Annotated in this window: 22 protein-coding genes; 5 read left to right on the top strand and 17 right to left on the bottom strand. The window is 35.2% G+C overall.

Translation table 11 applies throughout. The annotated features are described in order from the left end of the window. Position 1 precedes the first annotated feature (1 nt). The 7 genes from F6U93_RS04470 to F6U93_RS04440 form a co-directional block, all read right to left on the bottom strand. Positions 2–463 (bottom strand): ABC transporter permease, encoded by a 462-nt coding sequence (locus F6U93_RS04470; RefSeq protein ID WP_150937246.1) that lies wholly within the window; start codon positions 461–463, stop codon positions 2–4. Next, positions 456–893, bottom strand: coding sequence for a hypothetical protein (locus F6U93_RS04465; protein WP_150937244.1), 438 nt, complete (start codon positions 891–893; stop codon positions 456–458). The genes F6U93_RS04470 and F6U93_RS04465 overlap by 8 nt, the downstream gene beginning before the upstream one ends. 3 nt (positions 894–896) lie before the next feature. Beyond that, a complete protein-coding gene (locus F6U93_RS04460) occupies positions 897–2030 on the bottom strand; it encodes a beta-ketoacyl-ACP synthase III (protein WP_150937243.1) in 1134 nt (377 codons plus the stop codon). Positions 2031–2043: 13 nt separating this feature from the next. Further along, the gene (locus F6U93_RS04455; protein WP_150937242.1) at positions 2044–2967 is read right to left on the bottom strand and encodes a dialkylrecorsinol condensing enzyme DarA; all 924 of its coding nucleotides are present in this window, start codon (positions 2965–2967) and stop codon (positions 2044–2046) included. A gap of 8 nt (positions 2968–2975) precedes the next feature. Beyond that, positions 2976–3857, bottom strand: coding sequence for an LpxL/LpxP family acyltransferase (locus F6U93_RS04450; protein WP_150937240.1), 882 nt, complete (start codon positions 3855–3857; stop codon positions 2976–2978). 8 nt (positions 3858–3865) lie between these two features. Further along, positions 3866–4108: an acyl carrier protein gene (locus F6U93_RS04445; protein WP_150937238.1), complete on the bottom strand. Its 243-nt coding sequence runs from the start codon at positions 4106–4108 to the stop codon at positions 3866–3868. A 213-nt stretch (positions 4109–4321) separates the two neighbouring features. Further along, the gene (locus tag F6U93_RS04440) at positions 4322–5449 is read right to left on the bottom strand and encodes a WG repeat-containing protein (protein WP_150937236.1); all 1128 of its coding nucleotides are present in this window, start codon (positions 5447–5449) and stop codon (positions 4322–4324) included. A 354-nt stretch (positions 5450–5803) separates the two neighbouring features. Between F6U93_RS04440 and F6U93_RS04435 the strand changes: the two genes are divergently transcribed. Then, entirely contained in the window at positions 5804–7042 is a 1239-nt protein-coding gene (locus F6U93_RS04435; protein WP_150937234.1) for an NAD(P)/FAD-dependent oxidoreductase, read from the top strand. Positions 7043–7055: 13 nt separating this feature from the next. Here the strand turns inward: F6U93_RS04435 and F6U93_RS04430 are convergent, their stop codons facing one another. The 5 genes from F6U93_RS04430 to F6U93_RS04410 form a co-directional block, all read right to left on the bottom strand. Beyond that, complete coding sequence (locus F6U93_RS04430) at positions 7056–8123, bottom strand: zinc-binding metallopeptidase family protein (RefSeq protein WP_150937232.1); 1068 nt, start codon at positions 8121–8123, stop codon at positions 7056–7058. A gap of 115 nt (positions 8124–8238) precedes the next feature. Further along, positions 8239–9090, bottom strand: a complete 852-nt coding sequence (locus F6U93_RS04425; protein ID WP_150937230.1) for a zinc-dependent peptidase — start codon at positions 9088–9090, stop codon at positions 8239–8241. A gap of 101 nt (positions 9091–9191) precedes the next feature. Continuing rightward, positions 9192–9779, bottom strand: a complete 588-nt coding sequence (locus F6U93_RS04420; protein WP_150937228.1) for a DUF502 domain-containing protein — start codon at positions 9777–9779, stop codon at positions 9192–9194. Between the two features lie 128 nt (positions 9780–9907). After that, entirely contained in the window at positions 9908–10870 is a 963-nt protein-coding gene (locus F6U93_RS04415; protein WP_150937226.1) for an endonuclease/exonuclease/phosphatase family protein, read from the bottom strand. A gap of 130 nt (positions 10871–11000) precedes the next feature. Further along, positions 11001–12275 (bottom strand): DUF2130 domain-containing protein, encoded by a 1275-nt coding sequence (locus F6U93_RS04410; RefSeq protein WP_150937224.1) that lies wholly within the window; start codon positions 12273–12275, stop codon positions 11001–11003. 1063 nt (positions 12276–13338) lie between these two features. Here F6U93_RS04410 and F6U93_RS04400 point away from each other — a divergent pair. The 4 genes from F6U93_RS04400 to F6U93_RS04385 are packed head-to-tail and all read left to right on the top strand — an operon-like array spanning position 13339 to position 14984. Beyond that, entirely contained in the window at positions 13339–14094 is a 756-nt protein-coding gene (locus F6U93_RS04400; protein WP_150937220.1) for a hypothetical protein, read from the top strand. Beyond that, the gene (locus tag F6U93_RS04395) at positions 14095–14490 is read left to right on the top strand and encodes a DUF5675 family protein (RefSeq protein WP_150937219.1); all 396 of its coding nucleotides are present in this window, start codon (positions 14095–14097) and stop codon (positions 14488–14490) included. It abuts the gene before it with no gap. A 4-nt stretch (positions 14491–14494) separates the two neighbouring features. Further along, the gene (locus tag F6U93_RS04390) at positions 14495–14743 is read left to right on the top strand and encodes a hypothetical protein (RefSeq protein ID WP_150937217.1); all 249 of its coding nucleotides are present in this window, start codon (positions 14495–14497) and stop codon (positions 14741–14743) included. A gap of 28 nt (positions 14744–14771) precedes the next feature. Further along, positions 14772–14984 (top strand): hypothetical protein, encoded by a 213-nt coding sequence (locus F6U93_RS04385; RefSeq protein WP_068603865.1) that lies wholly within the window; start codon positions 14772–14774, stop codon positions 14982–14984. A 21-nt stretch (positions 14985–15005) separates the two neighbouring features. Here F6U93_RS04385 and F6U93_RS14990 read toward each other — a convergent pair whose 3' ends face one another. The 5 genes from F6U93_RS14990 to F6U93_RS04360 form a co-directional block, all read right to left on the bottom strand. Further along, the gene (locus tag F6U93_RS14990; protein WP_150937215.1) at positions 15006–15425 is read right to left on the bottom strand and encodes a DUF6943 family protein; all 420 of its coding nucleotides are present in this window, start codon (positions 15423–15425) and stop codon (positions 15006–15008) included. A 1215-nt stretch (positions 15426–16640) separates the two neighbouring features. Beyond that, positions 16641–17078: a heavy-metal-associated domain-containing protein gene (locus F6U93_RS04375; protein ID WP_150937213.1), complete on the bottom strand. Its 438-nt coding sequence runs from the start codon at positions 17076–17078 to the stop codon at positions 16641–16643. A gap of 33 nt (positions 17079–17111) precedes the next feature. Next, entirely contained in the window at positions 17112–18887 is a 1776-nt protein-coding gene (locus F6U93_RS04370) for an efflux RND transporter periplasmic adaptor subunit (protein WP_150937211.1), read from the bottom strand. Then, positions 18877–19359: a DUF305 domain-containing protein gene (locus F6U93_RS04365; protein ID WP_068603875.1), complete on the bottom strand. Its 483-nt coding sequence runs from the start codon at positions 19357–19359 to the stop codon at positions 18877–18879. The genes F6U93_RS04370 and F6U93_RS04365 overlap by 11 nt, the downstream gene beginning before the upstream one ends. An 18-nt stretch (positions 19360–19377) precedes the next feature. Next, positions 19378–21876 (bottom strand): heavy metal translocating P-type ATPase, encoded by a 2499-nt coding sequence (locus F6U93_RS04360; protein WP_150937209.1) that lies wholly within the window; start codon positions 21874–21876, stop codon positions 19378–19380. Positions 21877–21902: the final 26 nt, after the last annotated feature.

Raw genomic sequence — 21902 nt, 5'->3', positions numbered from 1 at the left:
CTTAATATTCATCTATTTTTTGAATAAACAAATTCAAAACACAAGATAATAATTCTTTACCTGAAGTAGAAACGGTACATGATAAGGTGCATATGCTGTAATCATCGGCATCAAAGCGAGAGACTAAATTAGCATCAGACCTGATGGTTTCCCCAACTTTTGGGCAGGCACTAACTTTCACACTTTTAATAGCGCTAATAAAACCAATGAGTTTTGCGCCTTTCCCTTCAATGTCATCCTCATCAAAATAACTTTTTCCAACTATGGAAGAACAGGTTTGTGCAGCATTTTCAACCAATCCCACTTCACTAAAAAGTCCATCCACCACAAAAATATCATCCTCTCGAATTTCAAAAGCTGTCGCTACATGTTCATCTGTAATAGAAATGACATAGTCTACCATTAAAAATGGCGCCCTATGCGGAAGGAATTTTTTGATATCAAGGGATTGAATATTACGCATCTGGTGCTATTACGGTTTTCATTTCTGCTTGAGCTAATTTTTCATCATGAGCATTAAAAACCGCGACCTCAACCATAGTCACACCCATAAATTCTTGAAGAATTTTTACTTCAGTTCTAATAGTATCATTCAATTTAGGCAAACTAAATACCTCAACTTTTTTTATCGCACCGATATAACCTGTAGGAGCAGCTTCACCTTTTAAAAAATAATCATACCCCGTATGCAGGGCTACCGATTGTGCCATGTTTTCTATGAGACCAGGCTCTAAAAACTGGTCATCTTTAACAAAGATATTTTCTTTTGAAATTAAAAAACTAGAGCTCACTTTATCTGAAGTAAAGTCTAGCAAGTGGTCTACCATAACGAAAGGGGCCTTTTGCGGAATAAGATGGCCGATTTGATTAAGCGGTAATTGTTTATCGTTCATAAGCTAACATACTGTTAAAAGTGCGTAAGCATAAGAAAATCTAGCACTTTCAGGTACCGACAATAATATCTTTTCACCTTTTTTAAGTTTCCCTGAAGCCACCAATTCTTCTAGCATCAAATAAATAGATCCCGCTCCAACATTACCTACTTTACTTAAGTTCATGAACCATTTTTCCCAAGGGATTTCAACGCCCTGATTAACCATTTCTTGATATAAGCTTTCTTTAAAATAGTATGAAGAAATATGTGGTAAATAGTAATCGACATCTGTAAGCTTTAATTGGTGCTTTTTTAATGTTTTTTTAAAGCTATCAACCCCTTTTACAAGAATATTTTCACTTAACAGTTTAACATCTTGTTTTACGGCAAATAAAGATTTGGTACTCCATTCTGCAGCTGTATGATCAGTCCACGATTTCAACGAACCGTCCTCCTGCTTTTCACCACCTGCATACATACAGGCATCCATTTCAAAAGCATAAGAATAGCCTTCCATCCATTCGATTTTTAATGGTTGTTCACCTTTAGGTTCACTTTCTAATAAAAAAGCGCCAGCTCCATCAGAAAGCATCCAGCGTAAAAAATCTTTATTAAAGGCTAAAATAGGATCTTCTTCTAAAGTTTTCAAATGCTTCATTTCCTCTTCATAGGTACTTGACATCAACCATGATGAAGACCTTTCAGACCCGGTACATACAGCGTTATTCGTTTGATTCGATTTGACTGACATATAACCATATTTCAGAGCATTCATACCAGAACAACAAGCGCCTGAAGGTGAATTAACTTCTAAATTTCCATTTTTTAATTCACCATGAACCATGGCTGCATGTGAAGGTATGAGTTGATCTGGACTTGTAGTACCACAAGATAAAAGTTCGATATCTTGTAAAGTAAAATCTGCATCACAAAGATTTTGAACCGCTTCTTTGGTGAGTTCGGCATTATTATGCGTCATATTACCTTGATCATCCAAGGCATAGTATCTCGTTGTAATTTTATTATTGCGTAAAACAATACGTCTTCCTTTTGAAGCTTTACCGTTAAGCATCCCTAGTTTAGACTCCATTTCCTCATTACTAACAGGATTATTCGGTAAAAACTTAGATGTTCGTGTAATGTAAACGTCTTTCATATGTAAAAGTCTTCTATTTTAATGCTACCGATTCGTAATAGACCTTTTCTCTTTTAATCCTTCTATAGCTTGGTAAATAGGTTAGCAAAAATAAGATAAAAACGATAGGAGCAATGACCCAGATGGCAATTAACAAATATTTCGTGAAAATCTTGACCCAAATCTTACGTTTATCATCATTTATTTCACCTTTGGACTTTAAAAACTTCGCCCATTTGCTGAAAATAACGTTGCCACGCTTATCTGTGACTACTAAAAAAGGTTTGATCTTTACCGCATCTTTTTTTAACAACCCTTCTTGTAAGGTACTGTAATCACAAGAATTTATATGGTTTAGAATGACCTCACCAAACTTGGTCGCTTCATCAATATCTTTCTGAGACACCCCTGGTTTTGGAAAAATGTTTAAGAACCGTTCCTTCTTTCCAGAGAACATCCATTGTACAATTGTAATCACACTAATGTGATTAATATGTCTATCAACTAAGGCGATATTCCCGACTAAATTAGCTTGTAATGTTTTTAGTTCCTGCTTTATTTTTTCCTGAGCCATAATCCACATATTCCTACTTCCGCTTACTGTAATTACAGGCGTGTTTGCAAGAAGTTGTTTGGCTTCAATACTTTTTAAAAATGAATTTATAGGAATAGATGGCGACAAGTACCAAACTTGATAACCTAAAATAATTAGATCGTAAGTTTTATTAAGAATTTCAGAATCTGGCGGATAAATTTCTGCCGGTTCTTGAAGGAATGTTTCAGGAAACACCCCCATAAATTTATCTTTGGTCCATGGAAACGGAAAATCGTTTACCATTTTAATATTATGAAAATCAACTTGAATTGATACATCCTGTTCAAGCGGCGACACGATGTTTTTTAATATTTCGGTGAGCTGCCCAGACTGCGAATAGTGTATGACTAAAATATTTTTCAAAAGCTTTATTATTTATGTGTACTCCAAAAGTGAAAATAGTTAAACCACTGTAAAGGGTACTTCCCTAAAATCCAGCTTAAACTTTTTGTATATTCCTTCAGCAAGGCCTTAGCGTCACGCTGTTTAAAATCGGCCATTCTGGTGTACAAATGATAATGTGTTCTTGTTTCTTTCATCACATAAACAAACAAAACAGGAACACGAAGGCGTGAAGATATTAAAAAAGGTCCTGCCGGAAAAGCGGCTTCTTCACCTAAAAATAATTCTGCTAAATATTTCGAACCTTTTACATAGCGGTCACCGGTAATGCAAACCAATTCGTTTCTAGCTAAAGCTGCATTAATTTCAAAAACATGAGACAAGTCTTCTTGAATATAAATAAAGTTGACGTTAGGCTTGTTGGTTACCGTCTCCAGGTAGGTTTTAATATCAGAGTGTTCTGAATCTGTAGTCAAGATATTTATAGCAGCTTTTTCTTCTAATTCACCAAAAAAGTACTCGGCGATTTCAAAATTCCCAACATGGGCACTAATTAAAATACCGCCTTTTTTCTCTTTTAGAGTGTCATTAATGAGTTCCCCTCCATCAAAATGATAGGTGAATTTATCCCTTAACCCAGAAGAAATAGCAATTTTATCTATGATGGTTTGACCGAAAACATAATAACTTTTAAAAATGCTAATAATACTTTTAAACGCTGAAAACTGTTGTCTTTTTCTGAAGTAGTGATAATTTGACTGTGTATTTCCCCAAGCAAAAAAGAAGAAATAAAAAGAAACAAAGTACAATACAAAATAGGCTGACCTTAAGCCTAGTTTTTTAATACAAAAAACGAAAATCCTGTAACCAAGAACGGTACCTCTTGACTTTCCTCGCCACTCCTTTAACATGGCATCAATTAACTAAGTTTATTTTCAATAAGATTATAAAAATCTTCAAGCGTAGTCACTTCTACAAAGTCTTCTCCTTTTAGTTTCACACCAAAATTAGATTCAATGGCCACCACAAGGTCTACAAAATCTAAGCTATCTAAATCTAAGGTTTCTTTAAGGTTAGCATCAGAAGTAATAGCCTCTTCATCTACTTCAAACTCATCAACAAGAAAGTCGTTTATCTTTTCAACAATAAGCGCTTTATTCATTTCTATCAATATTTCTATTTAATTAATCGAGGGTATCAAATCCAAGTGAGATTTGCAAAAATACATCAATTTTTCCATCTATAGTTTCCCTCATTAAATTTAATTAACATTCTTGCATATTACGGATTGATAGTGAGTTAATTACAATTTACTCACAAAATAAAAAGCTGTATAAAAACGAGTTTCATACAGCCTTATTCATGTTTATATCCTTTAGTTAAACAGCTCAAGGTGTTCGTACCAAGTATCATTTAACACCTTTCCACTAGTATCTATAAACGCCCATTTCTTTTTATGTTTCACACGAGCTAACCCATCAACAAAACCTTTTACGGCATTTTTCTCAAACATACTCATACCAAAAGCTGAAATATCATACTTATCTTCAACCACCAACTTCCCTGTTTTATCAATAAAACCCCATTCTTTTTTAGGTTTTGCAGGCGCATAGCCGTCATCACTAAAAATTTCCATATCCTTAAATTCAAAAGGTACTACAACGGAACCAGAAGGATTAACGGCGCCCCATTTTTTACCGTCATAAACAGGAGCCAAACCATTCACAAAAGCACGAGCTTTCTCATATTCTGGCTGAATAACCCACTCCCCTTGACCATTAATGAAACCCATTTTTCCATCTTTTTTGGCATAAGCCATATCTTCATGAACAGAAAAATCCCAAATTTTTTCAGCTCCGTCAACAGGTTTAAATGTTCCGTCAATAATTAAACCATAAACATCACCTTTTTCTGCTACAACATTCCCGTGATAATTGTTACTTACCCCATCATACTCGGTTTTAACAAAATAATTTCCTGTTTTATCAACTAAGCCCCATTTATCATTTTCTAGAACTTTAGCATAGCCATTTACAAAACCGAACACCTTTTTGAACTTTGTAGCCACAGCCACTTCTCCGCTGATGTTTATAAAACCTACATAATCTCCGTTTCTAACAATCGCCATCCCTTCGCTAAAATCATAATACTTATCGGTTTTTACATTAGTAAGTGCCTTTTCCCCCTTCTCATTGATATAAAACCAATTTTTATCCTTGTAAACCAAGGCGTATCCTGAATTGAAGGCTTTTGTTTTGTCAAATTGAGGTTCAATCACCCATTCACCAGAGCGGTTAATAAAGCCCCACTGTTTGTCATCATTCATAGCTTCGGCCAAATCACCAGAAAAACTCTTAGCCATTTCAAATGTAGGTTCAATCCCCCAAGCTCCTGTTTTAGTTAAATAACCAGCCTTGTCATCAACACTGGCAAGCGCTAATTCTTGGGCATGACTAAAAATAGCACATAAAAATAGTATGCTTAAAAATGCTTTTGTTTTCATAATAGAATTGTTTTAACGTTAAGATTTTAAAAGAATATTTGTCGTTTAACGCTATTAAAAAGAAGGGAGAGATAAAATTGTATAGTAAATATAACAACAAATTACGAAACACCCTTGACTTCAGTTAAAAAATATTTCAACATTTTGACATGTAACCACCACAAAATAAACCTTTTAAACACCATCCTTCACTTACCTCTCCAGAAAACGCACCTAGAAACCACATAGCTATGCTCATAAACTCTAAGAATTTTGACTTCCATAATTTTAATTAATGTGAACTTGGAGGTCTTCTATTACTAAATTTCCCTTAATTTTGATTTACCAAAATATTGCAACAAATAATTATTCCCTATGAAATCAAATCTAATAGAAGTTGATGTTTTAATTATTGGCGCCGGACCTTCAGGCTGTGTGGCTGCTGCCTACCTCAACAAAAAAGGTATACAGGTTAAGGTGGTAGAAAAAAGTAAATTTCCGCGTTTTGTGATTGGTGAAAGTTTGCTTCCTAAGTGTATGGAACATTTTGAAGAGGCCGGTTTATTGCATGTTTTGGAAAACCACGGCTTTGAAATTAAGCGTGGTGCGCGTTTTTTAAGAGATGATATAGTTTGTAATTTTGATTTCAGTAAAAAACATACACCCGGCTGGGATTGGACTTGGCAAGTACCGCGTGCCGATTTTGACAATTTATTAGCAACAGAAATACAAAAGCAAGGTGTTGACCTCAGTTTTGAACACGAGGTTATTGACACTGATATAAACGATGAAGGTGTTTCTATAACACGTATAAAAGATGAAAACGGTGAAGAATACACCGTAAAAGCACAATACATTATTGATTCGAGTGGTTACGGACGTGTTTTACCACGTTTGTTGGGCCTAGACAAACCCTCTGCTATTCCAGAACACTCCTCAATGTTTACCCACGTTAAAGACATCAAGCGTCCTGAAGGAGAAGAAGGCACCTTGATTACTTTTGATGTGCTTGACCGCGATACTTGGTTTTGGGTGATTCCTTTTTCAAATGGCGATACTAGCATTGGTTTTGTTGGAAAAACAGAGCTTATTGAATCTTACGAAGGTAACATGAAGGACATGCTGAAACTTTCTAAATATTACCATAAGCGTTTTGAAGGTGTTGATTTTAAATTCGAGCCTATCTCTATAAAAAACTACGCCAAATCAGTAACCCAATTATTTGGAAAAGGTTATATTTTAACAGGAAACAGTGCTGAGTTTTTAGATCCTGTTTTTTCATCAGGGGTTACTTTTGCTACAGAATCTGCTTTAAAAGCTGCCAAATTAATAGACAAAGCCTTAAACAATCAGGAGGTAAACTGGCAAGTAGAATACAGTGATTATATCATGAAAGGCGTAGAAGTATTTGCTACTTACGTGAAAGAATGGTACACCGGAAATTTACAAACCTTATTTTTTCATCGCCCAGAAAACCCTGATATTAAAAAACAAATTTGCGCTGTTCTAGCAGGGTATGTTTGGGATGAGAGCAATCCATTTGTAAAAAAGCACGACCGTTTAGTTAAAAACTTAGCGCATCTTATTCACATGAATGCTGAAGAAAATAATTAAACAGGTTACAGCTTTATTTTTTTTCAGCTTTAAAACGCTGTAAAATATAGTGAACATACTCTAATTTATCCTTCACCTTAGCGGAAATCGCAAAAGGATACACATCTTTAATGCCCATTGAACGGTTTATACTATTCACCGCGTAAAACAAAGGAATCGTTTCTTCTAAAATGGTTTTAAAAGATAAATCTTCTCGATAAGGATAAAGCGTCTCCACCCGCATGTGTGGTGAATTTCTAAGCTTAGGGTCACCATTTAACCCAAAATAATAAGCCGTTTCCATAGTATCTAAAATGTGTAAGTAATGTGCCCAGGTTTCAGCCCAATCTTCCCAAGGGTGAGATGAAGCATACTCACTAATAAAATCTGTTTTCCAGTTTTTAGGAGCGCCATTCTGGTAATGAACTTCTAAAGCATCAGCATAACTTTCGCGTTCATCACCGAATAATGTTCTGAACTCAGATAAAAACTCATCGTTATTCTGAAAGATAACATCCCAATAATAATGTCCCACTTCATGTCTGAAATGCCCGATTAAGGTGCGATACTTTTCATTAAGTGACACACGCATGGTTTCTCTATTCACCACATCAGCTTCACCTAATAAAATGGTAACCACCCCATTGGCATGACCAGTCATCACTTTATTCCCCTCTACATTAACATCTCCTTTAGATAAAAAATCAAAAAACAAACCTGATTGCGTATCCTCAAAACGACTTTTTACAGGAAGTCCTAAACACTGCAACGTGTAAACCAAGCGGTGTTTAGCTGCTTCCATGTTTTGCAAGCGCTCATGGAGTTTATGATTAGAAGTATCAGGAATGGTACGGTTTAAGTAGCAGGATTGACAAAGTCCGATTTCGCTTTCGGCAGGAACCAACCAGTTGCACGTATTTAAGGCTTCATTTTTACAATAGCTATACTGCTTTCCTTTAACGAGCCAGTTTTCATCCTCAGGGGGTTTGGCAAATATGTCATTTTCAGAATCTAAATATCCTAAATTAGCGTCACAATTTTCACATATTGTATTCTCAAAAAACACAGGAAAATCACATCTACTACACTGAAATATTTTCATAACAACCGCTTTTTTTTAAATGATTAACACACTTCCTACCCCTTCAGGTTCATGTATAAAGGTAAAGCAATATGTATAAAAAACAGATGTAAGTTTAACGCAATCGCATCAATTTTTAATACCCCGCAAAATGAAAATTTAGCATCTGTTTGGTTTTCTTGTAAACCTTAGGAAACTTAGACCTAAACTCAGCAGGGGTTTCAATAAAAGTTTCCATAAGAACTGCTAAAAACTCAAACTGATTGGTAAAAGCATACTTTCTAAAATAATGCGAATCGATTAGCCTTGCGCGTAATTCGGGTTCATTTTGCAAGAGTTCTGTAAGTTCTTTGAAAGTATCGCTGAAAATCGTTGAACTTATATCACGTTCTTTGATGCTGTTAATATGAATAGCATGAGTAAACTCATGAATACCTAAATTAAGATTATCATCATCGATATCGATGCCTTGTTTAAAATCTTTCCAGCATAAAACCAAGGTCTGTAAGTGCGGATTAAACTCCCCTTTATGGTAAGCTTTGTTTAAATTAGAATAATAGGCATCAGGATATACTACAATTTTAGAAATGATACTGATATAAAAATCTCTAAACCCAAAGGTTAACATCACCGCTGTAGCGGAAATTAAAATCGTTACTTCATCGGTAATCACGAAACCATCTCTGCCTATAAAATCTTTATCTGCTTTAAAGCAAGCTACCCGATGCTCAAAATAACCCTGTCGTTTTTTATCTAGTCTATTGTAAAACGGAAAATTATTCTTTAAAATCTCTTTCTGATTTTTATTCAGTTTCTTCGGGAAGAGGTACAAATGAGTATACCAAGGCCTCATGTTACGCAACACATAACCCATTTCTAGGGTTTTAACTAAAAAATGCAATATCATGTAAAATAATATCGCAAATAAAACACCTAAAATAATTTGACCTGTAAGGTTTTCGTTCTCTATGATTATGGGGAGGTTCATACCATGTATTAAATATCAATATTAAGCTATTTTAGGCAAAAGAACTAAAATGCATATCAGCAAAAGAGGTTAATAGGCATAAAAACTATTCTATGTAAAAATTATGTTTGTGGCAGTTTAATATCCACCCCTCGACCAAAATGATGCAAGGTATTCATGGCTTGTTTCATAGTAATTGAAACATATTCACAGGAGTTTTTTGGAAAATAACGAACTTCACCCGCATCCATTCTTGGTGCATCTGGCACATAAACCACCAGTAAATCAGGGTTGCTCTTATCTGTGATAAAAGCGACGCGGTAAAAAGCGTCTTCTTTTAGTAAAATAGGTTCCCAAAACTGCTGCTCTTTATAAACATCTTCCTCCACCATGCGATATTTCATGATTTGAAACGAAGGTATAAAGTAAAACAAACGTTCTTCAAAACTATTGCTCCAACGTTTTAAAAAACCGTTCAGCAAAAAATAACCAAACAATAAGCCAATTAGAAAAATAATAGAAACACCTACAATTAACACTGCTGCTGAGCCAAAAACCGATTTTAAGTCTAAAGCCGTTGTTACTTTATGAGTAACTGGCCCTAAGATATGTAAAACTTTAGAGAATAAAATTATAGCCAAAAATGTAGGCACAACACAAAAGAACATACCTGTAAAAAAGTACTTAATGATGCCTCTATTTTTTTTCATGATATTAAACTTTATTTGATTGATTATATTATAAAGATAAGAAATATCACATCATACAATACGTTCAAAATAAGTTGGTTTTAAGAACCTTGTTTAAATATATAGAGAAAGTACTCTTTCGATTTCCTTCACAATTGAAACTCTGCCCACAGCGGATAGTGATCGGAGATATGAAAAGACAAGCTTTGTTTCGATAAATTTCTATTTATTAAAGCGGTTTTCATAAAATCAAAATTCCCTCCATTTAGAAAATTCATGGACAATCGTGGTTTATTGTTGTCTCCATTAAACCAGGCGATTTGATCGTAATATTTGGTTTCGTTGAAAATTGAACGGGTTACATCGGGGTTTTGAAGTTGCGAAGGCACAAACAAGCCTTCAGACAAAAAGGTTTCGTCTAATAGATCGCCGCGCTCATCAATATTAAAGTCTCCCAACACCATCATATTCTGGTGGTAAGCGTTAACATCTTCAGACCAATCACTTAACCATTTTGCCACGCCTTTCAATTCTTTTACGCGGTCGCTAGATTTTTTACCATAGAGAATATGTAAGGTTACCAAAATAAAAGTTTGATGATTCGATTTAAAACTAACCGCATAGGGTGATCTTACAAACTGTTCGGTTAGGGCTTCTTGTGAAGTCGCGTTTAACCACTCTTGAGGTACCACAAGCTCTCCCGCTAAGCCTGAAAGTTGCACACGGCGCGTATCAAACAAATAAGCCATACGCTCACCATTCCCGGCGTCACCTTTGTTCACATCGGTTAAAATAAGTGACCAATGAACCCCTAAAACCTTTAAAGTATCTCGTAAAGCTCGAATATTAGCTTTCACCTCTTGAATAGCTATGACATCAAAGCGTTTTATGATTTCAGCAATACATAATATGGCATGAAGATCTCGTTTTGGACTATCGCTATCAACACTCTCCCACTTCCGTGTTAAATTACCAAAGGCTCTAATGTTCCAACTGGCTATCAGTAAATTTTCATCTAACTTTTTAGAAGGGATATGATGATGTAAATCTTGTTTTAGTAGTTCTACATTTTGTATCACTTCTAACGGCGGTTGATCTAAAATGTTTGGCATAACTCAGCGTAATTCATGATTTGTGCCCTTAAAACACAGCTCATTGTTTTATGCTGAAGTTACAAAATTTCACAGAAAACAAACAACATTAAGAGCTGATAATCAACAAAATAACAATTATTTCACCTGGTTATTTCAAATCATTAAACTTCTGCTTCATAGTAGGATTACCATGAGTCAGTTTTTTTATGGTTAAATCATCTGCTTTATTATTTGCTAAACGCAGGTTATTCACTGAAGACAACAAGGCATCCTTCGTTTTTTGAAGGTGATTCATAGTTTTATCAATTTCATCAATAGCTGTTTTAAACTGACGACTCGCTAAATCGTAATTTCTAGCAAAACCAGTTTTAAACGCATCAATCTTTTCTTCAAAATTGGCAATATCTATGTTTTGATTTTTAATCACATGCAGCTCCTGTTTATACTCTAAAGATTTCATTCCTGCATTTCGTAGCAAGGTAATCATTGGTATAAAAAACTGCGGACGCACCACATACATTTTTTCGTATTTATAAGACACATCTACAATACCTGTGTTATAAAACTCATTGTCTGCCTCTAATAACGACACCAATACTGCATATTCACAGCCTTTATCACGACGGTCCTTATCAAGTTTTGCAAAAAAGTCTTCGTTTTTCTTTTTAGTGGCTGTTTGATCGTTTTCGTTTTTCATTTCAAACATGATAGAAACAATCTCATTACCATTTACATCAGTTTCCTTAAAAATATAATCGCCTTTTGTACCTGCAGAAGCATCATTATCCTTTTCAAAATAAGCTTGCTGAAAAGCTGTAGCACGCAACTTATTAAACTCGGTTTCACAATGCTGCTCAAGAGATTCCCCAATCATTTTAGTCGAAAGTTTTTGCTTGTAGTCTTTTAAGCGCTCTATTTCTTCGTCACGAACCTTTATTAAGGCATCTTTACCCACCAATTGATTGCTAAATTGTTGTTTTAGCGAACTTTCTAACAGTTCTTTTTCAGTATCCTTATACTTTAATTCATTTTTAAGCTGATCGCGTTCCTTTTCTATTTGACTCACCGCCGAAGACACATCTAGTTTCTTTTCGGTTTCAGCCATTTGAATTTTAGTCTTTAGTTCATTTATTAACTGATCTTTTTTAGAAACCTCATCAATCAATGCTGTTCTAGACTTAAGCTTTAGCGCTTCCAATTCACTTTGTTTGGCTGCTAATTGCTGCTGAAAAACTTGTTGTAACTGTGATTCTTTAAGTTGTATCGCTGATGTTTTTTCTTTTTCGGCTGCTGTCAATCTATTGCTTAATTCTGCAGAAAACTCCTGGTCACGAACCTGCTTAACAATATCAGTGTACACCGAATCATCAACTTTAAAGGCTTCTTTACAATTTGGGCATTTTACAGTGGTGTTCTTTTCCATATTCGTATGATTTATTGACTGCGGTGCAACTACTACCTTTTTCAAATGGCAAACTAAAATTAATTTATTTTACAATTTAAAAAAAGTACAATGAAGAGCGTTAATGGTCTTTTTTACATTATTTACACAAATCTATAACTTAATTTATAAGACAAAAAATTTGCTAAAGAATAAAAAAAACAACTTATTAATTTTAGCTTTTTGTACCGTGAAGGGATTAAATATCCCTCAACACTCCATGTTGAAAATCAAAAAGTTCCACTTACAAATTCAAGTAAACTTGATTTGACCGAAGGGATTGAATATCCCTCAACAGGTCGTGCTGACACTCAAAAAGCTTCTCTTACAAATTCGAACATGCAAATTTAAACTGCAAATGCGCGCGATTAGAACATAATAGAGCGTTACATTTTTTATACACGAAGGGGATTCGCTGCGCGCTTCCCTCAAAGCTCCGCTTTGAAAAAAGAAAAGGAAAAAATTAAACCTTGAGCAAGCTCAAATTAATTTTTTCCTTTTCTTTTTATTCGTGACCGCGAAGGGATTGTACCCCTCGTTGTAAGCCCTTTATAGCGCTAGGTTTATTTTTATACTAATAAAAAGGTAACCGAATAGCACACATATACTTTGTAATAGATTAGAAGTATTTTGAACTTCAATACTCAATAAAGATACGAAACAAAAGGCACTAGAATCATACAAACTGTATTAAAGTTGTTATAAATACTCTTTAACTATCTCTTTAGTTATGCCTGTGTAGTCTGCGAATTCTTCAACGGTAATGAATTGATGTTGGTCTTTGCCCAGGTAAGTTTTTATGTCGTTTAATAACTTGCGTCCGTAGCGTTCACTTCTGCCTGTGATACGCTGAATGTCCTTTGGATATATGCAAGCTCTAATTATCTTCATTGGTACTTTATCTATGCTTTATCCGTACTGTTAGGTTGAGGAATCCATATTCTTTTTCGGAAGAAGTATTCACTAACGGCATGGGTGACGTCACTTTTTTGATTTGTTCTATAAATCTACTGTGTTTTGTTGAGAATTTAAAATATTAAATATTATGGCAAAACAAACAGGTATTATTAAATTAAAGGGAACTATCGGAGATATTTCCTTTTACAAAAGTGCAGACGGGCATTTAGCTCGTGCTAAAGGAGGTGTTGATGCGAGTAGAATTGCTACTGACCCCGCATTTCAAAGAACTCGTGAAAACGGTTCGGAGTTTGGTCGCGCAGGAAAAGGCGGCAAGGTTATTAGAAATGCCATCCGTATTCTTTTACAGAATGCTAAAGACAAACAAGTGGTAAGCCGTTTGACAAAAAACTTATTAGCCGTTGTTAAAACAGACCCAACTAATCCACGTGGTTCACGTACTATTCAAGATGGTAACATGACTGTTTTGGAGGGGTTCAATTTTAACGCCAACGCCAAACTTGGTGCTACCCTTTTTGCTCCATTTGTTACTGCTTTTGATCGTGTGACGGGTACCGCGACCACCGATTTAGCACCCTTCGCTCCTACTATTCGAATTGCTGCTCCTAATGGAACTACACATTTTAAAGTGGTTTCTGGTGCTGCTGAATTAGATTTCGTTAATGAAACTTCAACTTTCGAAAGTGATGAAACGGCTATTTTACCGTATGATGGTGCTGATACAGCTGCTATTAATTTGAGCGCCGATATTACAGAAAACTCCGTTCTACCTGTTTTACAGGTTGTTGGTGTTGAGTTTTTTCAAGAGGTAAATGGGCAAATGTACCCACTAAAAAACGGTTCGTATAATGCCCTTATGGTGGCTACTATGGACACTGTATAGATTATGCTAATCTTGCACCGAACCTATTTTGAAGAGGGCACCAATGGTGCGCTCTTCTTTAATAACACATTTCTAGGATTTACTATTGAGCTGCCTTGGCATGATAACGAAAGAAATATATCGTGCATAAAGGAAGGAACTTATACGGTTAAAAAAAGGTATTCTTCCAAATTCAAACATCACTTACAACTTATTGATGTCTATAATAGGAAGCTCATATTAATCCATCCTGGTAATGATGCTAAAAAAGACCTTAGGGGTTGTATCGCTCCTGTTACGCAGTTATCTGGTATCGGAAAAGGTGCCTTATCAAGAGCATTACACACCAAATTAATTTCGTTGTGTTATCAACACCTCGACCTCAACAATACATTAACACTCACTATAAAATCATAAAATCATGACTATTATTCAAAGATTAACAGGACCTACACCTAAATTTTTTAGAGTACTACGAAATATTGGCCTCGGCTTAGCTGCTGCAGGAGGAGCTATACTATCTGCCCCTATTTCACTACCTTCTTTAGTTGTAACTATTGCAACCTATCTAACAGTTGCAGGAACGGTTGCCACAGCTGTAAGTCAGACTGCGGTTACTGATACTTCAAACACAAGTTTGAAAACTCAGAATTCAGATTCTAAAGTATAGAATTCGTTTAATTATTAATAGTAAAAAGGTGTCCTATTTCGATTTACATGCTAAACACACGATTATTGGTGGAACGGTTTTTTCGGCCTTACCTAATATAGGTTCCGATCAATTTTTAACCACATTTATCATGGCTGTGTTTGGTGCTGTGGTAAGTTTTATAGCATCTTTAATTTTGAAAAAATTATACCGAATTATTCAGATTAGATTGAAAAGTAAAACTAAAAAAGAGACTCCTTAAAAGTCTCTTTTTTTTTGCTATTTATATCATCTTTTTAAAAGCTCCCTTAATATAAGCCAATTTAAGTTGCTGGATTTTTTGAAGCAAAAACAGATACTCCGCTTCTTTTTGATTCAATATCTGCATTGTTTTAAGCTGTTTTTTAAGGATCAGGTTATTCATATTAAAGGCCTTGTTTATGATTTTTGAACAATCGTTTTTGGTTATAAAGGGTATCACACTCCCCTTTAGACAATATGAAAAATATTGCCCCAATTGAAGCATCATAGTTAAATGATACAGGTTGTTTTTAACTTCTTCTGAAGTTGTAATTATCACAAAACAATTTGGGCATGGCTGCTCTAACGGTTTTCCGCTGTTTTGACCTTTATTCAAAATAAAAAAGTGAGGGTTTGAGTAGGTTCTTCCGATTTGGTGCGTCTTGATTTCAAAACTTGACATAGCTATACAATTTAAAATTAATTGCTTCGCTACGTTTGCTCAATCTTCTATTTGTTTCTTAACGGATTCGCGAATTCGCTTACGCTCATTTCGCGCCAATATTTTTTTAGAAAGAATAAAAAAGAAAGCCATGTCTGTTGTGGTGAGGATGAGGCTGTCAAGGTTTTTGGATCAAAGTTTTTTGAGTTTGAACATTAATTAAATAAAAGAAATCTATTAAAAAAATTTTATTCAAAACCCGTAGGGCTTGACCTTTACAGCCTTGCGGGTTGGCTGATGGGATCCACATATATTTGCATCCTTTTTTATTTTTATATACCTATTTACCTTAAATAATTATAATTTACTTAGACGTTGTATTACAACTAAAACTTCAAACTTTTCTGGGGAATTAACATTTAAAAAAACAGGTTTATTCGACTGGATTTAGAGATGGGTGGTGCGAGAGTATAGGTGCCTTAATTATATGGTTAGGCCATAGCCTAGCTTATAATTAAGGTACTTGTACCGGACAACTTAAATGGCTTATTACTTTTTTAAACCTGACTGTTCTTTTTGATGAAGTGGTTGGTTAAAAAAGCAATGTGCCATAGTAAACGAAAGCTTCTTAAACCTGTTTTTTTATAACCTATTACTTGGGGTGGTGGGGAAAAGTGGCCTTTAATATTTGTTAACGAAAAGAAACAAGCAAAGACTTGAGGTAAGGAATACCTGGACTTAACGATGGTTTTGTGCAGCTTGAATGAGATAACGAATATGATGTTCAATTATCGCAACTCTTGAAATGACCGACTGCTTAAAGCTTGTTCAAAATATGGTTAAAAGTTCGGATGTGAGCCTGGGATAAGCGGCTATTTTACATAATGGCGTTATAACTACAGCTTTGGTAATGTGGTGGGTGTAGCGGCTGCTATTATAACTACCCGTTATGTAAATATAGCTTGGGGTTGTTTTTATGGCGCTGTATTTGTTTTGGTGTTTGGCAATAGCTTATTGCTTTTTTTAGCTCGACCTGGCGGCTCGAGACAGGTCGAGCTAAAAAAAGTAATGTGCTATTTGCGCGGTGGCTACAAATACCGTGATATAAAAACAACATGGCGGTGGCGCGGGGAACAACACAAAAGACAGAGGTGTTTTGCTTTTCGCAAAATGCTGGGTTTTGTGTTGTGGGGAATAAAAAAAGAGCCTTCCGAAAAAGACTCTTAAAATATAAAATTAATGATCGTGATTTGAATGCCCTTCTTCCTTTTTATCTCCAGATTGATTCATCATCATTTCACGATCGTATTGACAACAACCTGGCAATTCCTTATAGGCTTCTTCACTACCTGCAACTTTTTCGGTGTCGTAACCTGAAGCTGCTATGGCCTTATGAATTGCCATGGCATCCGTTTTGCTTTCATCAAAAGAAACGTCAATTTTTTTCTTATCAACATCCCAGTTAGCACTTGCAACACCTTCTACACTATTGACCGCCTTTTCAATGGTATTTTTACACATACCACAATTACCTCTAACACCAAAGGATATGTCTGTATATGCCATTTCCTTTGACATTTCAGTAGTTGGAGTATCCATTTCTTTTTTGGTTTCGTTTTTACAACTTGTTAAACCTAATACTGCTATTACCGCTACGCTTAAAATTACTTTCATTGTTTTAAAATTTAATTATTACTACTTAATTTATTATTCTATGACTTGTTTTACTTCACCGCAAGTTATCATGGCACTACCAAAATATGGGTTAACTACTTTTTTTTCTCTACTCAACCAATATGCACCATTATTGTTATCTGCCATCGGACAAAATTCCACATAAACTTTCTCATTAACCCCAAACAGCTGTACTGCAGTTATTAGTTGTGTTGTGAGGTGTTTGAAATGGTTTCTTTGCTCATTTATATCTGAGGTTTTAGAAACGGACATTGCAGAGGGTTTTATTTCTTTCATTAGTGACATCCAATGATTATGCGCCTCACCTTTAAGCAATTTCATATCTACCCGACTTAAACTAGATAATAATGAGGATGCTGTTTTGGAACTTCCTTCTGAGTCATCTTTTACTAACGCATCTTTTAATTTGATATAGTCGTTAAACACAGCTTTTAATTGTTCTTGAAATTTCTCTGAAACAGTTACACGTTTATTTATACCAGAACGCTCATTTTCGGTACTGGAATTATTTTTTTCCATTCCTGAATGTCCTTCATGACCTGTCATTGTTTTACCACCATGCTTATTCATCATAGATTTTTTACCTTGTAATTGTGCTGCTGCATCAACTGTAAATGTGCCATTGGTTACTATTTCATCACCACTACTCAACCCTTCTAGCACCTCATAATTAGCACCTATTTTACTACCTAAAGTCACTTCTTTCAATTCAAAAACAGGTTCATTAGGTGATGTTTTGATGTATACAACAGAGCGTTCGCCTGTCCAAAGCACTGCTGAAGCTGGAATGGTTATGGTTTCATTGGAATTGGCTTTACCACTTTTAATTTCTGCGGTTACAAACATACCTGGCTTAAAAAGGGCTTCCTTGTTATTTAAAACTACTCGTAAATCTATAGTACGTGTATTAGTATTTAAAACAGGATCAATAAAGTCAACTTTTCCTTTAAAATCTTTATTAGGGTAAGCGTTTGAAATCACATTAATTTCTTGACCTTTTTTAAATTGTTCAATTTGATTTTCATACACATCAAAGTTTGCCCAAACCGTATTTAGGTTTGTTATATTAAACAAAGCTTGCCCTTGTTTAATATAATCTCCCTGTTCTACCAATTTTTTGGTAACTGTACCTGAAACCGTGGCGTGTACAGGGAAATTTTCAATGACTTTACCTGACGTTTCTATTTGGTTGATTTGGTTTTCAGAAAGTTTCCAAAGTTTTAATTTATTACGTACCGCTTTGTACAAGGTAGGTTGTGACTCTTTTAAGGAAGCTGCAGTAATCAATTCTTGTTGTGCTGCATACAGTTCTGGCGAATAAATAGAAGCCAACAATTGTCCTTTACGCACTTTTTCACCTGTAAAACTAATATTTAAGCGTTCTATTCTACCAGAAAAGTAACTGACCTGAACAACATTGGTTTCTTCGTTTTCGACTATTTTTCCTGATAGTTTAACGATTCCATCAGCTGTTAAATCTTTACCTACAACTGTAGTTTGAATATTAGCCAATGCCATCGCATTTTCAGTAAGTTTAAATTGATCTGCAAGTAAACCATCTGCTCCAGCTTCGGCAGGAATTAAATCCATACCACAAATAGGGCAATCGCCCGGTTCAGGTTGCATAATTTGTGGATGCATTGAGCAGGTCCACATTTGATTGGTTTCTGCAACCTCATCGTGATTATGAACTTTTTCTTGTTTAGACGAACCACTAAAAAGTAACCATCCCAACAAAAGGCCAGTGGCAACTAAGCCTATGTATATCACTATTTTATTATTTTTCATTTTCTAATCGTTTTATCATTCCTTTCATTTCTTCTATTTCTTTACGCTGTGCTTTAATGATATCTTCAGCCAATTTTTTAACTTCTGGGTCTTTTATATCTGCCCTTTCACTTGTTAAAATGGCTATAGAATGATGTGGAATCATGGCTTTCATCCAGAGTACATCACCAATTATTGGAGCTTGCGTTCTTACTAAACCTAATGCGCTTACAAACAGAATAAAACTTCCTGCAAGTATTGCTATATTCTTTTTTTTATCATTATACATTTTTCGCATAAAAAACCACATAATGACTGCCATTGTAGAAATCCCTAAACAGGTCATATAGAAACGTGTTAAGCTAAACCAAACATGATCTATTGCATACGTATTTAAATACATCGTTATATACATTGCTACAAAAGAGCAAGCCAACATTAAAAAGAAAGTTTTATAATTTCCCTTTTTATGATTATCCTTTGAATTTTTCATAATTATTTGATTTTATAGTTAAATTTTAATTGTTCTTAATCTTAAGGCATTGGCTATTACTGAAACCGAGCTGAAACTCATGGCTAATGCTGCAATCATTGGAGACAATAAAATGCCAAAAAATGGAAATAACACTCCCGCTGCAATAGGCACTCCTAAAGTGTTATAAATGAGGGCAAAAAATAAATTCTGTTTAATATTTCTCATAACAGCATGACTCAAGTTTTTTGCTTTCACAATGCCATGTAAGTCACCTTTAACCAATGTTATCATGGCACTTTCAATAGCTACAGATGTACCCGTTCCCATGGCGATACCAATGTCACTTTTAGCCAATGCTGGTGCATCATTAATACCATCACCTGCCATGGCAACTACTTTTCCTTTTTCTTGAAGTTTTTCTACTTCTTTAAGTTTATTTTCTGGAAGCATACTGGCTTTAAAATCTGCCAAATTAAGTTCTGCTGCTACAGCTTGTGCTGTATCGTAATTATCGCCTGTTAACATGATGACTTCAATACCGTTACTTTGCAGTTCTTTAATGGCTTTTGCACTAGTTTCCTTAATTTTATCACCTATAACAACATACCCAATAACAGTTTCTCCCCATGATAAATATGACACTGTTTTACCTTGCTTTTGATAAGATTGAGCTTTGGCTTCCATTTTAGATGTAATGTCTGCCTTCGCATATTCCATCATTTTAGGGTTTCCTAATGCTACTTTTTTATCATTAATTATAGCTTCAACACCTTTTCCTGTGATGGCACTAAAATTATCTGATTTTAGTATTTCTACCTGATGCTCCTTTCCGTATTTTACTGTGGCTTCAGCTAAAGGATGTTCGCTATTCGTATTCAATGACATTATGTATTGAAGTACTTCTTTCTCATTGAAACCCTCTCCAAAAGCACCTATAGTTACTACTGTTGGTTTACCTTCTGTGATCGTACCTGTTTTATCGACAATTAAAGCATCTACCTTATCCATTTTTTCAAGTGCTTCGGCGTTTTTAATTAACACACCATTTTGAGCCCCTTTGCCTACACCAACCATTACAGACATTGGTGTTGCTAGCCCTAAAGCACATGGGCATGCAATAATTAGAACTGCTATGGCATTGACAAACGCATATACATACACCGGCTCTGGCCCCCAAATGGCCCAAACAATAAATGTAATTACAGAAATGAGTACGACCACTGGCACAAAAAATCCAGATACTTTATCTGCTAAATTTTGAATTGGAGCGCGACTTCTGCTCGCATCGTTAACCATATGAATGATTTGTGAAAGTAACGTATCGCTTCCTACCTTTTCAGCTTTCATCAAAAAGGATTGATTGCCATTAATGGTTCCGCTACTAACTTTATCATCTTGTGATTTGTTCACAGGAATAGGTTCCCCTGTTATCATAGATTCATCAATGGTTGTTTCGCCTTCGGTAATCACACCATCAACAGGTATTTTATCACCAGGTTTTACTTTGAGAATATCATTTAATGCGATCTTATCAATACTGACTTCAATCTCTTCACCATCTATTATTTTTATAGCTTTATTAGGCGCTAACTTTAATAGTTCCTTAACTGCAGAATTGGTTTTACTATGAGCACGCGCTTCTAAAAGCTGACCTAAAAGCACCAAGGTTAGAATTACTGTTGCTGCTTCAAAATAAACATGCACTGCACCCGATTCTGTTTTAAACTGTGCAGGAAATACATTTGGAAAAAACATGCCAAAAACACTAAACAACCAAGCTACACCTGCTCCTATTCCAATGAGTGTAAACATATTTAGATTCCATGTTTTTATACTTTTGTAGGCACGCTCAAAAAACATCCATGTTGCATAAAACACGACAGGAATGGACAGAGCGAATTGCACCCAATTCCAATATTTTTGCTCCATAATGTCAAATAATGGATTATTGGTAAGCATCTCACTCATTGCAATAAGAAAAATTGGCAATGTAAAAGCAACGGCTATTTTAAACTTCTTCAATAACTTTTTATAGGCTTTCTCTTCTGCCGAACTATCGGCTTCCAAGGGCACCAAATCCATTCCACACTTAGGACAAGCACCTGCTTCATCTTTTATAATTTCTGGATGCATAGGGCATGTCCATTGTTCTGAATGTAAAGTTGAAAGGTTTTGTTCTTCAACCAAATCCATTCCGCAAACAGGACAGTCTCCTGGTTGGTTATAAGTTTTATCGCCTTCGCAATGCATTGGACAATAAAATGTGCCTGTACCCTTACCTTTTGGCTTTGGCGCTTTTTCCTCTTTGGTATGTTGGTGTTCTCCTTGGTTATGAATACTGTAATTGCCGCCATCTTCCTCTAACGCTTTTTGAAACGTTTCTAAAGGAATATGAGAATCCATTTCGATGGTTGCTTCAGCCTTTTCTAAATTAACAGAAGCCTTTGACACACCTGAAACTTCTGACAGTGTTTTTTCAACGTGACTGCGACAGCCGTTGCATGTCATGCCGTGTATGTGATATGTATGTTTCATTTGTTGTTATATATTTTCTCAATGAT

The sequence above is a fragment of the Pseudotamlana haliotis genome, from assembly GCF_008806375.1.
Taxonomy (GTDB): Bacteria; Bacteroidota; Bacteroidia; order Flavobacteriales; family Flavobacteriaceae; genus Pseudotamlana; species Pseudotamlana haliotis.
The sequence above is the reverse complement of the archived record's forward strand: the minus strand, read 5'-3'. Positions and strand labels throughout refer to the sequence as shown.

Coding starts and splice junctions, on each gene's coding strand:
- F6U93_RS14990 (WP_150937215.1), bottom strand. CDS start 15,425: ATGTCAAGTTTTGAAATCAAGACGCACCAAATCGGAAGAACCTACTCA.
- F6U93_RS04465 (WP_150937244.1), bottom strand. CDS start 893: ATGAACGATAAACAATTACCGCTTAATCAAATCGGCCATCTTATTCCG.
- F6U93_RS04420 (WP_150937228.1), bottom strand. CDS start 9,779: ATGAAAAAAAATAGAGGCATCATTAAGTACTTTTTTACAGGTATGTTC.
- F6U93_RS04435 (WP_150937234.1), top strand. CDS start 5,804: ATGAAATCAAATCTAATAGAAGTTGATGTTTTAATTATTGGCGCCGGA.
- F6U93_RS04415 (WP_150937226.1), bottom strand. CDS start 10,870: ATGCCAAACATTTTAGATCAACCGCCGTTAGAAGTGATACAAAATGTA.
- F6U93_RS04425 (WP_150937230.1), bottom strand. CDS start 9,090: ATGAACCTCCCCATAATCATAGAGAACGAAAACCTTACAGGTCAAATT.
- F6U93_RS04470 (WP_150937246.1), bottom strand. CDS start 463: ATGCGTAATATTCAATCCCTTGATATCAAAAAATTCCTTCCGCATAGG.
- F6U93_RS04375 (WP_150937213.1), bottom strand. CDS start 17,078: ATGAAAGTAATTTTAAGCGTAGCGGTAATAGCAGTATTAGGTTTAACA.
- F6U93_RS04400 (WP_150937220.1), top strand. CDS start 13,339: ATGGCAAAACAAACAGGTATTATTAAATTAAAGGGAACTATCGGAGAT.
- F6U93_RS04410 (WP_150937224.1), bottom strand. CDS start 12,275: ATGGAAAAGAACACCACTGTAAAATGCCCAAATTGTAAAGAAGCCTTT.
- F6U93_RS04365 (WP_068603875.1), bottom strand. CDS start 19,359: ATGAAAAATTCAAAGGATAATCATAAAAAGGGAAATTATAAAACTTTC.
- F6U93_RS04360 (WP_150937209.1), bottom strand. CDS start 21,876: ATGAAACATACATATCACATACACGGCATGACATGCAACGGCTGTCGC.
- F6U93_RS04370 (WP_150937211.1), bottom strand. CDS start 18,887: ATGAAAAATAATAAAATAGTGATATACATAGGCTTAGTTGCCACTGGC.
- F6U93_RS04460 (WP_150937243.1), bottom strand. CDS start 2,030: ATGAAAGACGTTTACATTACACGAACATCTAAGTTTTTACCGAATAAT.
- F6U93_RS04450 (WP_150937240.1), bottom strand. CDS start 3,857: ATGTTAAAGGAGTGGCGAGGAAAGTCAAGAGGTACCGTTCTTGGTTAC.
- F6U93_RS04430 (WP_150937232.1), bottom strand. CDS start 8,123: ATGAAAATATTTCAGTGTAGTAGATGTGATTTTCCTGTGTTTTTTGAG.
- F6U93_RS04440 (WP_150937236.1), bottom strand. CDS start 5,449: ATGAAAACAAAAGCATTTTTAAGCATACTATTTTTATGTGCTATTTTT.
- F6U93_RS04390 (WP_150937217.1), top strand. CDS start 14,495: ATGACTATTATTCAAAGATTAACAGGACCTACACCTAAATTTTTTAGA.
- F6U93_RS04445 (WP_150937238.1), bottom strand. CDS start 4,108: ATGAATAAAGCGCTTATTGTTGAAAAGATAAACGACTTTCTTGTTGAT.